The sequence below is a fragment of the Pseudomonas sp. VD-NE ins genome (assembly GCF_031882575.1).
In the GTDB taxonomy this organism is placed as follows: Bacteria; Pseudomonadota; Gammaproteobacteria; order Pseudomonadales; family Pseudomonadaceae; genus Aquipseudomonas; species Aquipseudomonas fluorescens_BZ.
The window spans coordinates 6,017,051-6,031,074 of sequence record NZ_CP134772.1 but is presented as its reverse complement, the minus strand read 5'-3'; the positions used below and the strand labels follow the sequence as shown (position 1 = coordinate 6,031,074).

The 14,024-nt window shown below is 59.3% G+C and carries 14 protein-coding genes; 3 read left to right on the top strand and 11 right to left on the bottom strand.

Annotated features, from left to right (window positions below; translation table 11 throughout):
* The first annotated feature begins 117 nt into the window (after window positions 1-117).
* The 3 genes from RMV17_RS26990 to RMV17_RS26980 all read left to right on the top strand — a co-directional run bounded on the left by RMV17_RS26990 (window position 118) and on the right by RMV17_RS26980 (window position 2,017).
* Window positions 118-1,401: an aminotransferase class III-fold pyridoxal phosphate-dependent enzyme gene (locus RMV17_RS26990; RefSeq protein ID WP_311883836.1), complete on the top strand. Its 1,284-nt coding sequence runs from the start codon at window positions 118-120 to the stop codon at window positions 1,399-1,401.
* A gap of 209 nt (window positions 1,402-1,610) precedes the next feature.
* Window positions 1,611-1,793, top strand: a complete 183-nt coding sequence (locus RMV17_RS26985; protein WP_311883834.1) for a DNA-binding protein — start codon at window positions 1,611-1,613, stop codon at window positions 1,791-1,793.
* 65 nt (window positions 1,794-1,858) lie between these two features.
* Entirely contained in the window at window positions 1,859-2,017 is a 159-nt protein-coding gene (locus RMV17_RS26980; protein ID WP_003228885.1) for a YqaE/Pmp3 family membrane protein, read from the top strand.
* Window positions 2,018-2,150: 133 nt separating this feature from the next.
* On the opposite strand, the gene RMV17_RS26975 is transcribed toward RMV17_RS26980, so the two are convergent.
* From RMV17_RS26975 to RMV17_RS26925, 11 genes are all read right to left on the bottom strand, one after another.
* Window positions 2,151-3,962: a S9 family peptidase gene (locus RMV17_RS26975; RefSeq protein WP_311883832.1), complete on the bottom strand. Its 1,812-nt coding sequence runs from the start codon at window positions 3,960-3,962 to the stop codon at window positions 2,151-2,153.
* Window positions 3,928-5,067: a pyrroloquinoline quinone biosynthesis protein PqqE gene (gene pqqE / locus RMV17_RS26970; protein WP_409373141.1), complete on the bottom strand. Its 1,140-nt coding sequence runs from the start codon at window positions 5,065-5,067 to the stop codon at window positions 3,928-3,930. Before pqqE ends, RMV17_RS26975 begins: the two co-directional genes overlap by 35 nt.
* Window positions 5,060-5,335 carry a pyrroloquinoline quinone biosynthesis peptide chaperone PqqD gene (gene pqqD / locus RMV17_RS26965; RefSeq protein ID WP_034155054.1) on the bottom strand — a complete coding sequence of 92 codons (276 nt, stop codon included), beginning with the start codon at window positions 5,333-5,335 and terminating at the stop codon, window positions 5,060-5,062. Before pqqD ends, pqqE begins: the two co-directional genes overlap by 8 nt.
* A complete protein-coding gene (gene pqqC / locus RMV17_RS26960; RefSeq protein WP_311883827.1) occupies window positions 5,332-6,084 on the bottom strand; it encodes a pyrroloquinoline-quinone synthase PqqC in 753 nt (250 codons plus the stop codon). Before pqqC ends, pqqD begins: the two co-directional genes overlap by 4 nt.
* A 134-nt stretch (window positions 6,085-6,218) precedes the next feature.
* The gene (pqqB, locus tag RMV17_RS26955) at window positions 6,219-7,130 is read right to left on the bottom strand and encodes a pyrroloquinoline quinone biosynthesis protein PqqB (protein WP_311883826.1); all 912 of its coding nucleotides are present in this window, start codon (window positions 7,128-7,130) and stop codon (window positions 6,219-6,221) included.
* 81 nt (window positions 7,131-7,211) lie between these two features.
* Window positions 7,212-7,286: a pyrroloquinoline quinone precursor peptide PqqA gene (pqqA, locus tag RMV17_RS26950; protein WP_003422658.1), complete on the bottom strand. Its 75-nt coding sequence runs from the start codon at window positions 7,284-7,286 to the stop codon at window positions 7,212-7,214.
* Window positions 7,287-7,442: 156 nt separating this feature from the next.
* Complete coding sequence (gene pqqF, locus RMV17_RS26945) at window positions 7,443-9,857, bottom strand: pyrroloquinoline quinone biosynthesis protein PqqF (protein ID WP_311883824.1); 2,415 nt, start codon at window positions 9,855-9,857, stop codon at window positions 7,443-7,445.
* A 38-nt stretch (window positions 9,858-9,895) separates the two neighbouring features.
* Window positions 9,896-10,690, bottom strand: coding sequence for a carbon-nitrogen hydrolase family protein (locus tag RMV17_RS26940; RefSeq protein ID WP_311883823.1), 795 nt, complete (start codon window positions 10,688-10,690; stop codon window positions 9,896-9,898).
* A 12-nt stretch (window positions 10,691-10,702) separates the two neighbouring features.
* Window positions 10,703-12,385: a flavin monoamine oxidase family protein gene (locus RMV17_RS26935; RefSeq protein WP_034155059.1), complete on the bottom strand. Its 1,683-nt coding sequence runs from the start codon at window positions 12,383-12,385 to the stop codon at window positions 10,703-10,705.
* A 224-nt stretch (window positions 12,386-12,609) separates the two neighbouring features.
* Entirely contained in the window at window positions 12,610-13,071 is a 462-nt protein-coding gene (locus tag RMV17_RS26930) for an Lrp/AsnC family transcriptional regulator (protein ID WP_311883820.1), read from the bottom strand.
* 158 nt (window positions 13,072-13,229) lie between these two features.
* Complete coding sequence (locus RMV17_RS26925) at window positions 13,230-13,970, bottom strand: hypothetical protein (protein ID WP_311883819.1); 741 nt, start codon at window positions 13,968-13,970, stop codon at window positions 13,230-13,232.
* Between the last annotated feature and the right edge of the window lie 54 nt (window positions 13,971-14,024).

The window sequence follows — 14,024 nt, the reverse complement described above, 5'->3', positions numbered from 1 at the left end:
TGCGCCTAGTCTAACCGCATTCACAAGGCTTACAGGGCCAGAAAGCGCGATGAATAGCGTTCGCTTCGACAGTGTTTACATAGGCAGTTCAAAACACCTCGAACGAGGTTTTTTGCAATGAATCTGTTCAGTTTGCGGCGCCAGACGCCGAGTCTTGATGACCTCGCTTTCGAGGCCAATCCTGCTCAAAGCAGCGAGAATCTTAGCGCTGAAAGGCTGATGCCCAGCGTCGAACGGCCGCAACAGGTGTTCGTCCGGGGTCAGGGATCGTGGCTGTGGGACAGCAACGATCGTGCATACCTCGACTTTTCCCAGGCCGGCGGTGCCAACAGCCTTGGCCACAGCCCTTCGGCATTGGTCAAAGCCATCAGCAGTCAGGCGCAGGCGCTGATCAATCCCGGTTTCAATCTGCATAATCGCGGCATGCTCAGCCTCGCCGAGCGCCTGTGCGCCGCCACTTCCAGCGATCAGGCGTACTTGCTCAACAGCGGCAGCGAAGCCTGTGAAGCGGCGATCAAACTGGCGCGCAAATGGGGCCAACTGCATCGCGGCGGCGCGTCGCGGATCATCGTTGCGAAGCAGGGTTGTCATGGTCGAAGCCTGGCAACGATTTCCGCCTCGGACAGCTGCAACCTGCACAACCGTTTCGCGCCGCTGCTGCCGGGTTTTGATCGGGTGCCGTTCAACGACTTGCCGGCGCTGCACGCGGCGGTCGATGCGCAAACAGTGGCGATCATGCTGGAGCCGATCCAGAGCGATGCCGGTGTAATTCCAGCCACCGAGCACTACCTCAAAGGCGTCGAGCGTCTGTGCCGTGAACTGGGCATTCTGCTGATCCTCGACGAAGTGCAAACCGGCATCGGCCGCTGCGGCACGTTGCTCGCCGAACAGTCCTACGGCGTACGCGCCGATATCGTTGTGCTCGGCAAAGGGCTTGGCGGCGGTGTGCCGTTAGCGGCGCTATTGGCGCGGGGCAAGGCCTGTTGTTTCGAAGCGGGCGAACTCGGCGGCACCCATCACGGCAACGCACTGATGACAGCGGCCGGTCTGGTGGTGCTCGACAGCGTGCAAGACCGCAGCTTTCTCGAACAGATCAACGACAACGGCCAACATCTGCGCGAAGGCCTGGCCCGATTGGCGCACCGCTACGACCACGGCGAACTGCGCGGCCAAGGCCTGTTCCACGGACTGACTCTGTCAGACGATTCCGCCGAAGCCGTCGTCCACGCCGCCCTGCACGAAGGCCTTCTGCTCAACGCCCCGCAAGCAAACTGCCTGCGCTTCACCCCGGCGCTCACCGTGAGCAAAACCAACATCGACGAAATGCTCCTGCGCCTCACCCGCGCCTTCGCCCGCGTGCGCACCGCACAACTGCAATGCCGCAAAGGGATTGCCGTCTGAACTGAAGTTTCCTACCCGAATTCAAGAACCGTCTCGCGGTATAACGCACGCCCCACGCCTGATTCTTTTGGCGTGGGGCGTTTTTTTGTGGCCGGGTTTTGCAGGTGGCAATTAATGCTTGAGCGATGGAGCCGCTCATGTTTTTTAAGCTCAGCCGTTGCTACGACAAATCGAGAACCTGTCGACCAAGGAAATTGAGGAGCCAGCTCATGGGTGAAAAATTCAAAAGTGAAATTTCTGAATCGATACACGAGTCAGCCTTTGCACTGCTTGATGTCGGTGCCATCAGCAAGGCATTGATGCGGGAGTTTGATGAGTCGTGCCTCGTTGCAATTTCTGAGGCGGCTCGGCGTCAGTCTGATGCAGACGCGGAAAATGCTACTGAACCCTGACGAACGGCGCGGGTCGATTAGCTTGTATGGCTCAGGTGAGCCAACCCCCATTCAGGAGCTGCCCCATGGATTTTATTCGGATCATCATCGCTATTCTGTTGCCGCCACTGGGTGTGTTTCTGCAGGTCGGGTTTGGCGGGGCGTTCTGGTTGAACATTCTGCTGACGTTGTGCGGGTATATTCCGGGGATCGTGCATGCGGTGTATATCATCGCCAAGCGCTGAGTTCTGCGGCAGCTGATAGATAGCTTTCGCGAGCAGGCTCGCTCCCACAGGGGATTTGTGAACAACACCGATCCAATGTGGGAGCGAGCCTGCTCGCGAATGGGGCAACTCGGTTTTGAACGGGGCGCGGTGATCAGTCCGCCAACCCCATTACCTGCCGATAAAACCTCCACTCCTGCTCCAGCGCATGTGCCTGATTGGCCGCGCGGCGGAAGCCGTGGCGTTCGTCGGGGTAGTAATGCGCTTCGACCGGGACGCCGTTCTGCTCCAGCGCCGTGACCATGTCGCGGGTTTGTTGCGGGACAACGACGGCATCCAGCTCACCCTGAAAGAAAATCACCGGCACGCGGATATTGTTTGCATGCAATAGCGGCGTGCGGGCGGCGTAGCGTTCGGCGTCTTGCTCGGGATCACCGATCAGCCAGTCCAGATAATCACCTTCGAACTTGTGCGTCGCCCGAGCCAACGCCACCGGGTCGCTGACCCCGTAAAGGCTGGCGCCAGCGCGGAAGACCTGCTTGAACGCCAGCGCACACAACGTGGTGTAACCGCCTGCGCTGCCACCCCGAATGAATGCCCGTTCCCCGTCGATCAAGCCTTGTTCGGTGAGATAGGCGACCACGGCGCAAGCATCCTCGACATCCACCTGACCCCAGCTCAAGTGCAGCGCCTGACGATATTCGCGGCCATAACCACTGCTGCCGCGATAGTTGAGATCGGCGACGGCGAAGCCGCGTTGCGTCCAGTATTGAATGCGCGGATCGAGCATCGGATAGCAGGCCGACGTCGGACCGCCGTGGATGAACACCACCAGCGGCGGTTTTGTCTCGCCGCTCATGGATGGATAGAAGAAGCCGTGCGCTTCGCCAGAACCGCTTGGGTAGCGCAGGGTTTGCGGACGGCTGATGCGCTCAGCGGGCAGGGGCGCAACACCACCGGCCAGCACTTTCACTTCGCGGCTCGTTCGATCAATAGCGATGACCGCCGAAGGGCTGATCGGCGAGGCAGCGATGCAGTAGATGTTCTGTGCATCCAGCGCCAAATGGCGGAAGCGGCTGTAATCCCCCGTGTAATCTTCATCCCCAAGCGTAAGGCGCCCAAAACCACCTTCGCTCCAACTGGCGAGAACGGAATCCCCAACAGGAAACCAGGTGCAGCCGCCGAGTTGCCAAGGCGCCGGTGCATGATCGGCCTGAGCAGCGGGCAATGGTTTCAAGCCGCCGGCAGTCTCGACCCATGGCTGCCAGAAACCACCGCGATCAGTCAGGCAATACAACTGACCTTGAGCATCAAATCGTGGCTGTTGAATGGACTCTTCAATCTCAACGCCGGCAACGCGTCGCGGCGAACCGAATGTGCTGTCAGCCAAACGCTCAGCCACCATCAACCGGGTCGACGTCCACGGCTGATGCGGCCGACTCCATTCGATCCAGGCCAAACGCTGGCCATCCGGGCTGAGTGTTGGCGCCGCATAAAAATCCGCGCCCTCAGCCAGCACATGTCGACGGCCATCAGCCAGATCAATCGCCACCAGCCGATGCTGATCCTGCTGCTCTTCAACCGCCAGAACCTGGCCGAAGGCAAAATGCACATCGCCGTAACGGCATTCGCCCGCCGTCAGCGCCTCAGGCTCGCCATCCAAAGTCTGGCGATACAACTGCTGATCCGCCTCAGCGACGAAAACCACCCCATCCGGCGTCAGACAAAACGCGCCACCGCCATATTCGTACACCCGACTGCGCACACTGAAGCCATCCGGCGTCAGACATTTCGCCATGCCATCGCGCCAATGCCAGATCCGGCACGCGGCATCTTCCGGACGATACTCATTCCAGAACAGCCCGTTGGCACCGAGCTGCAACTCGGCGAAGTCCATGCCGGCAGCGACGGCTTGCGAGGCGCTGAAAGGCTCAGCCCTTGGCGATGAGGCGTGAGTTTCGTTCATTGCGGAAGGCCAATTGTTCGATGGTTTGGGTGGCGGTCTCGGCTTCTTCGCGGGCCTTGAGGATCACGCCGTGATGTTCGGACTTGCTGCACACAGGGTCAGCATTGCTCGCATCGCCGGTGAGCATGAATGCCTGGCAGCGGCAGCCGCCGAAGTCTTGTTCTTTCTCGTCGCAAGAGCGGCACGGCTCGGGCATCCAGTCGTAACCGCGGAAGCGGTTGAAGCCGAACGAGTCATACCAGATGTGCTGCATGCTGTGATCGCGCACATTGGGAAACTGTACCGGCAGTTGTCGGGCGCCATGACAGGGCAGGGCGGTGCCATCCGGCGTGACCGTCAGAAAGATGCTGCCCCAGCCGTTCATGCAGGCCTTCGGGCGTTCTTCGTAGTAATCCGGGGTGACGAAAATCAGCTTGCACGGGTGCCCTTCGGCTTCCAGTTTCGCCCGATATTCGTTGGTGATGCGTTCGGCGCGTACCAGTTGATCTTTGGTCGGTAACAGGCCGACACGATTGAGTTGCGCCCAACCGTAAAACTGGCAGGTAGCAAGTTCGACAAAGTCGGCCTCAAGTGCAATGCACAGCTCGATGATGCGGTCGATCTTGTCGATGTTGTGCCGATGGGTGACGAAGTTCAGCACCATCGGATAGCCGTGGGCCTTCACCGCGCGGGCCATTTCCAGTTTCTGCGCGAAGGCTTTTTTCGAGCCGGCGAGTAGATTGTTCACTTGCTCGTCACTGGCCTGAAAACTGATCTGGATGTGATCGAGGCCGGCCTTTTTGAAGTCGCTGATTTTCTGCTCGGTCAGTCCGATGCCGGAGGTGATCAGGTTGGTGTAGAAACCCAACTGCCGCGCTTCATGAATCAGCTCGGCGAGATCCTGACGCACCAGCGGCTCGCCGCCGGAAAAGCCCAGTTGCGCTGCGCCCATCTCCCGCGCCTCGCGGAACACTTTGATCCACTGCTCGGTGCTCAGCTCCTTGCCCTGCTCGGCGAAATCCAGTGGATTGGAGCAGTACGGGCATTGCAGCGGGCAGCGGTAGGTCAGCTCGGCGAGCAGCCACAGCGGCAGGCCGACTTCAGGCTTGGGCGGCAGATCAGGCAAGTTCGATCCAGTGCTGCGCACGGGCAACCTCCATGAATTGCTCGATGTCGTCGCCGAGTTCGGGCACGCCGGGGAACTGCTCATCGAGTTTGGCAATGATCGCCGCGACATCGCGTTCGCCGTCAATCAAACCACCGATCAGCGCAGCGCTTTCGTTGAGCTTGATCATGCCTTCCGGATACAGCAGCACGTGGCCTTTTTGCGCCGGTTCGTACTGGAAGCGGTAGCCGGGACGCCAGGTCGGGACTTTGCTGCGATCGAAACTCATAAGGTGATTCCTTTATGCCAGACCCGTTGTTCGGTGACGCTGTGATACGGCGGACGGTGCAGTTCGTAGGCCATGCTCATGGCATCGAGCATGCTCCAAAGAATGTCCAGTTTGAACTGGAGAATTTCCAGCATGCGCTCTTGGCCTTCGCGGGTCTTGTAGTGCTCCAGCGTAATCGCCAGACCATGCTCGACATCACGCCGCGCCTGACCGAGGCGGGTGCGGAAGTATTCGTAACCGGCCGGATCGATCCACGGGTAATGCTGCGGCCAGCTGTCGAGGCGCGACTGGTGGATCTGCGGCGCGAACAGTTCGGTCAACGAGCTGCTGGCGGCTTCCTGCCAACTGGCGCGACGAGCGAAGTTGACGTAGGCATCGACGGCGAAACGTACGCCCGGCAGCACCAGCTCCTGGGAGCGCAATTGATCCGGGTCGAGACCGACCGCTTGACCGAGGCGCAGCCAAGCTTCGATGCCGCCGTCTTCACCGGGGGCGCCATCGTGGTCGAGCAGGCGCTGGATCCATTCGCGGCGGATTTCCCGATCCGGGCAATTGGCGAGAATCGCCGCGTCTTTCAGGGGGATGTTCACCTGATAGTAGAAGCGGTTGGCGACCCAGCCCTGAATCTGCTCGCGAGTGGCGCGGCCCTGGTACATCGCCACGTGGTACGGGTGGTGGATGTGGTAGTAGGCGCCTTTGGCGCGCAGGGCTGCTTCGAATTCGGTGGGGGACATTGGCGTGTCAGTCATGTCTGTTCTCCGGGAACAACCGTTGGATTCTGTGGTGTCTGTCAGGACGTCATCGCTGGCAAGCCAGCTCCCACAGGTTTTGTGTACGCCACATAACCTTGTGGGAGCTGGCTTGCCAGCGATGAGGCCATCAGTTACAGCACAATACTCATGCCATCGAACGCCACTTCAACATTACGTCTCGCCAGTTCAGCACGCTCCGGCGAATCCTCATCGAGAATCGGGTTGGTGTTGTTGATGTGGATAAGCACCTTGCGCTGCTCAGGCAATTGTTCCAGCACTTCCAGCATGCCGCCAGGACCGTTCTGCGCCAGATGGCCCATCTCGCGACCGGTGCGAGTGCCGACGCCACGGCGTTGCATCTCATCGTCATCCCACATCGTGCCGTCGACCAACAGGCAATCACTGCCCGCCATGATCTCCAGCAACGGCGCATCGACCTTGCCCAGCCCCGGCGCATAGAACAGCTTGCCGCCGGTGTTCAGGTCTTCAACGATCAAACCGATGTTGTCGCCCGGGTGCGGATCGAAGCGGTGCGGCGAATACGGTGGCGCGGCGCTGCGCAACGGCAGCGGAGTGAATCGCAGGTTCGGGCACGCGGCCACGGTGAAACTCTGATCGAGTTCGATGCGGTTCCAGTCCAGCCCGCCGTTCCAGTGGGTGAGCATCTTGAACAGCGGAAAACCGGTGCTGAGGTCTTCGTGAACCATGTCCGTGCACCAGACCTGATGCGGGCAACCTTCGCGCAGGCTGAGCAGACCGGTGGTGTGGTCGATCTGGCTGTCCATCAGAATGATCGCGCTGATGCCGGTGTCACGCAGGGCGCGGCCCGGTTGCATCGGGGCGAAGCTTTGCAACTGCGCGCGAATGTCCGGTGAGGCGTTGCACAACACCCAGTTCACGCCGTCATCGGAGATCGCGATGGACGATTGGGTGCGGGCCTTGGCATTCAGGCTGCCGTTGCGAAAGCCTGCGCAGTTGACGCAGTTGCAGTTCCACTGCGGAAAACCGCCGCCAGCGGCCGAACCCAGAATCTGGACGAACATGAACACTCCATCATTTCAACGCGGAAAATAAAACGCCCCGGCGAGCCGAGGCGTTGCACTGCAATTCTACGTAAGCAGAACTCAGCGGCTGGCGAAGTACATGGTGACTTCGAAGCCGATACGCAGGTCGGTGTAAGCAGGTTTTGTCCAGGACATGGTGTGTCTCCTCGGGGTGGGTGGGATAGCGCTGTCCATAGTTATAGTCCACGGCAGCGCAGAGATGTTCCAAATAGTTAGGCTGCTATGTTACTCAAAATTTCCGGGTAAATGCCCGTGAATCTTTGAGAAAGCTCCTTGCAGCCTCGGTAATGATCATTTGACGGCTTGCCATGGGCTTCCAGGCACTGGATCGCTAGCGAGGCAGAGCCAGCCGCCTTCTGCATTGATCAAGCGTTGAGCCGCCGCGAGCAATGTCTGGCGATCCAGTTGGCCGATGGCGACGGTCAATTGTGCGAGATAATCCGACGAGTGGCCCGCGAGTCTGGCCTGCCAGAGCAATTCGGCCGCCTCTTTGCCGGCCAGCGTGGCGCTGTCGAATTGTTCAGCGAGGTTTTGCCGGTGCTGGCTGAGGCTGACCTCATCGAGCTGTTCGATCAGGGCTGGAATGCCGTTGAGAAACTGTTGAAGGTGCTCGAGCAACTCCGCAGGCCTGGCATTTGGCGATTGCACACCGAACAGGAGGGCGGTTTGGCCGTGCATCTGGCGCAGTGCACTGAACACCGCGTAGCCCAATTGCAACTCGACTCGCAGACGATGATAGAACGGCGTCTGACAAAGTTGCGCGAGCATTCTCCACGCCGCATGGGCAGCGATGTCACTGTCGGCAGTCGGGCAGAACAGCAGCAAGGCGTGTTCGCTGGAAGCGCTTTCGATGTGGCTCCAGTGTGGTTGTGCGGTGACCGTCGTCGGTGCTGGCAGCTGGTTGTCCGGGATCCCGGGAATACGGCTAAGGGCCAGACCCATGGCGGATTGGCTCTGTTGGTTGAGCCCCACAGCGAGACCGTCCCAGCGCGAAGTTGTCCACAGGTGTTTCGCATCGTCGCCGGTTCTCGTTGATTGCAGAACATGTTCGGGCAGCGCTTCAAGCAATTGGCGAATGGGGATCAGCGGCGTTTGCGGCTCGCCAAGCGGGGAATCGGCGTCAACTTGCGTCAGACATTTCAGCGCGAGCTCGAGGACACCGGGCATTGACTCCTGCAGACCGGTGAGCTTCAGCAGCCATTGGTTGCCAGTGGCGCTGAAAGACAATTCGACTCCGGCCTCGCGCGCGTCTTGGCGGGTTTGCCAAAGACTGCGCTGCAACCGCGATTGCAGGTTAGCGCTGGCGGCGGCCTCCACCTGCCAGCGCAGATAAATCGCGCCTTCATCAGTGCAGTCCGGCAACGCCTGGCTGAATTGCATCGGCGAGCGTTCACGACGGCCGCGCGAACGATCCTGAGCGAACGTGCGCAGGCCTCGGTGAGCGCTGGTCTGGCCGCGAATCAGTCCGGCGTTGGCCAAAGGTTCATTGGCTCGCAGGAATGGATTGGCGGCAGGCAGGTGCCAGTGCTCGCTGAAGTTATCCACAACGCCGATTTCGCCGAGAATCTGTTCAAGAGCTTCAACGCCGGCATTGGACAGGCCGTTTTCCAACCGCTCACTGTCGAGCCTCGCCAGTTGCAGTGCGCCGCTGACCTGCTGCTGGCGTTGCAGCAGGGCTGCGTATTCCTTGCGCAATGGCGTCCAATCTTGCTGAGCAAAGAAGCTCAACCAATCGAGCAGTTGTTCGCGAATGGCGTTTAACGATCCGGTGGCAGCGGTGAACTCCAAGTGCAGCAACGCTTGCCCGACAAAGTGATACACCGGTGCCGCTTTCAACCCATCCGCCAGTTGCTGCTGTCGCAAATACGCCAGCAGGCCGCCGGGCTTGGCGCTGTTCAGCCAATGACAGAGAAACGCCAGAGCCTCTCTGGACGATTCAGGCAGGGCCTCGAATGTGAGCAGTAGATTGCTGCGCTGCTCATCGACCTGTTGATAACTTTTCACCGCCAGTGGCAGGGGCGCAGCCTGCATAACTTTATCCCCAGCCGGTAACGCCGCCGCGAATTGCTCCGCCAGCAATTTCAGTTCTTCAGGGCTCTGTGGCCCGACCAGGCTCAGGGTCATCTGCCCGGTCTGATAAAAATGTTGGTGGAAATCTTTCAACGCCTGCTGAAATGCCGGATCTTCAACCTTCAGGCTGTGCCGATTACCCGCGTGAAACCCGCGCAGTGGATGATCTGCTGGTAAACCTTCATACAACGCAAACTGCCGCTGCGCCGCAGGATCCTGTGACCATGCGACAAATTCCGCCTGCAACACTTCGCGTTCCCGCAACTGATCGTCCAGATTCATACGCGGCTTGGCGAGCATGTCTGACAGACGCTCCAGCCCGGCGCTGAACGCTCGGGTCGGCAGCTCAAAGAAAAAGTCAGTGGTACGTTCGCGAGTGCTGGCATTCACTTGCCCTCCGTGACTTTGCACGTAGGCCATCAGCCCTTCACCGGCAGGAAAACGCTCGGTGCCGAGAAACAGTAAATGCTCCAGAAAATGCGCCAGCCCCGGCCACGCCAACGGCACGTCATGGCTACCGGCAGACACGCGCAACGCAGCGGCGCTGCGCTTCAGACCGGGCACATGACGCAGGGTCACGCGCAAGCCGTTGGCCAGGATTTCAGAGTGGTGGCGGGGGTGAGTCGGCGCAGGCATGGGCACTTCCAGAACAGTGAAGTGCCAATGCTAGCGGATTAGCGCTGGTTCAGCGCGCCGTAAAGCTCCGGGCGGCGGTCGCTGAGGTAGCGATTGGCCGCGCGCGAGTCGAGCATCAACTGCCGATCCAGTTCGCCGACGATCAGCGCTTCGTCGAGTCCGGCTTGAGCGATGCGGCTGCCATCCGGTGCGGCGATGCTGCTTTGTCCGCAATAGTGGATGTCGCCTTCGTTGCCGCAATAGTTGGCGTAGGCCACGTAACACTGGTTTTCGAAAGCGCGCGAGCGCACGGTGACATCAGCGACGAAATCGAACGGAATCATGTTCGCCGTCGGCACCAGAATCAGCTCGGCGCCGGCGAGTGCCAGACGGCGGGTGTTTTCCGGAAACTCGAGGTCGTAGCAGATCAGGAAACCGAGTTTCCAGCCGTTGAGTTCGACGATTGGGAAGTCATCATCGCCGGGGCTGAACATCGAGCGATCCAGATCACCGAACAGATGCGTTTTGCGGTAATTGCACAGGCGCTCACCGTGCGAATCGATCAACTGCACGGCGTTGTAGATCTGCCCGTCGGCAGTGCGCTCCGGATAGCCGTAAACAATCGCCAAACCTGCGGCTTTGGCGATTCGGCCGATTTGCTGCGCCCATTCACCGTTAAAGACCTCGGCCAAGGTGCTGACCGCTTCGGCGCCGATGTTGTAGCCGGTCATGAACATCTCCGGCAGCACCAACAGGTCGGCGCCCTTGGCCTCCATCGCCAGTTGATGCAAGCGTTGCAGGTTGGCGGCGGGGTCCAGTGGCAGCGGTGGACATTGGTAAAGGGCTACACGCATCAGGGATTCCTCTTACTCGGGCAGGGCGATAGGGCCGATGTCTTTGAACACATCACCCGGGCCCGGGTTCGCTTTATGTGTCGAACCGCCGAAATGCTTCATGATTCCCCACACCGCGTTGAGCGAGGTCTGCACTGCGCCTTCAACCCATGCCGGCGTCCACGAAACGTCATCGCCGGCGATGAAAATCCCGCGCTGCTCGGCTGGCATCTCGTCCTGCATGAAGTGCGCGTACATGCGTTGGTTGTAGCGGTAATGGCCGGGCAAGGCGCCCTTGAATGCACCGAGGAAGTGCGGGTCGGCTTCCCACGACACGGTGATCGGATCGCCGATGATCCGCGCAGCGATGTCGACTTTCGGGTAGATCTTTTTCAATGCGTTCAATGCCAGTTCAACGCGTTTTTCCACGGGATGCGGGAGCATCTTCAAGGCGTCGCTCATCCACGAGTACGACAGGCAGATCACGCCCGGCTTATCGTCGCCGTTATCGAACAGGTAGGTGCCACGGGTCAGGCGATCGGTGAGGGTCATGCTCATCAGGTCGCGGCCGGTTTCCGGGTCCTTGTCCTTCCAGAATGGCCGGTCGACCATCACGAAAGTCTTCGACGACTGCATGTAACGGGTGCGGTCGAGGGCCATCCACATCTTCTGTGAAAACAGGGTTTCGTCGCATTCGATCTGCGTGGTCAGCAGCCAGCTCTGGCAAGTTGTCAGTACGGCGGCGTATTCGCGGGTGTCACCGTTATTATCGGTGACGGCGAAACGGCCATCCGCTGCGTGGGCGATTTTCTTCACGCCGGAACGTGGTGCTCCACGGTGCAGGGATTTCAGACTGGTGCCTTCGGGCCAGTGCACGCAGCGCTCCGGCACATGCCGCCAGATGCCCTGCGGCACTTGCTCGACGCCGCCGACCACCAGGTGTTGGTGATCGTCGCAATTGGTCATCACCACGCGGAAGATTTCCAACATCGAGTTGGGAAAGTCCGAATCCCAGCCGCCGGTGCCGAAACCGACCTGACCGAACACTTCGCGGTGATGGAACGATAGCTTTGCGAAAGCTTCGGAGGTGGCGACAAAGTCGTAGAAAGTGCGGTCGTCCCACAGCGGCACCAGGGTATTCCACAGTTCTTTCAGGCGCGGCACGTCGCGGTCGCGAATGGCTTGCTGGATATCGGCGAACTGCGAGCCGGCTTCCAGTGCATCCGCCCAGGCGTCAGCCACTTCCTGAAACAGTGCAGGAAGATCCGCCAGTTTCTGTGCGTAATGGGTTTTGCCTTCCAGGTCGATCACGGTGCTGCCGGAGGCCGGCGTCAGCGGGTTCGGGAACGGTTTGGTTTCCAGGCCGAGCTTGTCGACGTAGTGATAGAACGCGGTGGAGGACACCGGAAAACGCATGCCGCCCAGTTCAGCGACGATGCCGTCAGTGCCGTTGAACGCTTGCGAGCGCAAACGACCGCCAAGCTTCGACGCCTCATAAACCACCGGTTTCAAACCGAGTTTCATCAGCTCATAGGCGGCCACCAGCCCGGCGATGCCCGCGCCGACAATCGCCACTTCGGCGCCGTGATTATGTTCAGGAATAGTGCCGAGACCGGCCGGGTGTTCGATCCAGTCGTCAAACGCGAACGGAAAGTCCGGGCCGAAAATGGTGACTGGTTTCTTACCGTCTGCAGGATGGCGATTGTTCTTGTTCATGGCTGACCTTGCTGGCGACCCGACGCGGGATGCGCGTCTGAGTATAGGAAAAGATGCCAGCCATTCTAGGGAGCGTAGAGCACGTTAATAAGACGCAAAGTGTCGTCGTTTTGCAAAATTAGCGATCAATATGACGAGAATCGACTACACACCGACCAAAATTTGGGAGCGAGCCTGCTCGCGAAGAGGCCCTGAAAATTCACCCGAGAAGCCCGATCAAAATCTTAAACCGGCTGCCCCCGATCAATCTTGCTACTCAAAATGATCGATGTGGTCGTCTTCTCCACCCCATCCACACCACCAATCTGATCCAGCAACTGATCCAGTTGCTCCGGCGAATCGGTGCGCAACCAGGCGACATAGTCAAACTCGCCACTCACCGCACACAACTGCTGCACCTGCGCCATTGCACTCAACCGACGCACCACGTCCTTGCCGGAACGCGGTTGCACCTTGATCCCGACGTAGGCTTGCAGCCCGCCATCGACCACGCGCTGACCCAGGCGCACGCCATAGCCGGTGATCACTCTAGCCTTTTCCAGCCGCGCCAGTCGCGACGTCACGGTGGTGCGTGCGATGCCCAATTGCCGGGCGAGCATCGCCACACTTTCGCGAGCGTTGATTTGCAGGGCGGCGATTAGCTGCCGGTCGATTTCATCGAGCACGGGCGGGCGGATGTCAGGCAAGGAAGGCTCCATAGGGCGCGGATCTTGGAGCGAGCATGTTACAGGCTCAACCGACGAGACGCTTGTGGGCGGTAATCGAATGGTTGGCCAATGGAACGCGAAGAATGGAAACGAAAAATCCGCGTAATTACGCGGATTTTTATGCGTTGGATTGACCGTTATCTGGCCATTCTGCGTAAAGCTTGATCGATAAGTTCGATCTGGAAACGGTATCGAAGATTTACACGTTTGAGCAATACCGCTCCTATGGAAAGACCGAGGACCAAGGCAATGATCATCAATAAGGCGCTATCACCCCAATTTCCGCTCACAGGTCCGGCCAACAAGGTCTTACTGATCCAGGGGAAACCGCCGAATTTTTCCGCGCAGACGTAAGCCGTTCCCAGCAGAGCAAGGGCTGCAGCTTTTTCTCCAAAAAACAGGGCGACACGCGCTTCTGCTCGATTGATTCTGAGTTCGAGCCAATACTTTGCATCTAGAAGTGCCACTTCCGGATGAGGTTGAAGTGAATCCACTAACGCATTCTCGTGTCTGACATCGGCAATCATGCTTTTCAAGGTGATGGTCTCCCATCGGCAGAGCGCATAGATCAGTGCCGCCATGGGTGTAAGCAGCGACAGCAAAGTAGATATTGTCGAGAAGAGCACAAGATAGAGAGCCAGATATTTGGCCCCTTCCGGCAGCGGAGTCTGCGACGTATGCCAGTAGGCCATGCAGGCAGCGACGGCCATCCCGGCACCGCCGAGAACGAGACACCAATTGGCAAATTTCTCCGCATTCACTTCGAGCCTGCTACGCCTTGCAGATGCCTTCAGGGGCCTGCATGTACTCAAATGTTCGAGAACCTTGATGGTGTCGTCGATGTGTATTTCTGGAAGTTCCTTTTCCATTACGCTCATTGCGTGCTCCGTTGCGATTTGATTTTACGTATGTCCGCGGGCGCCACTCACATC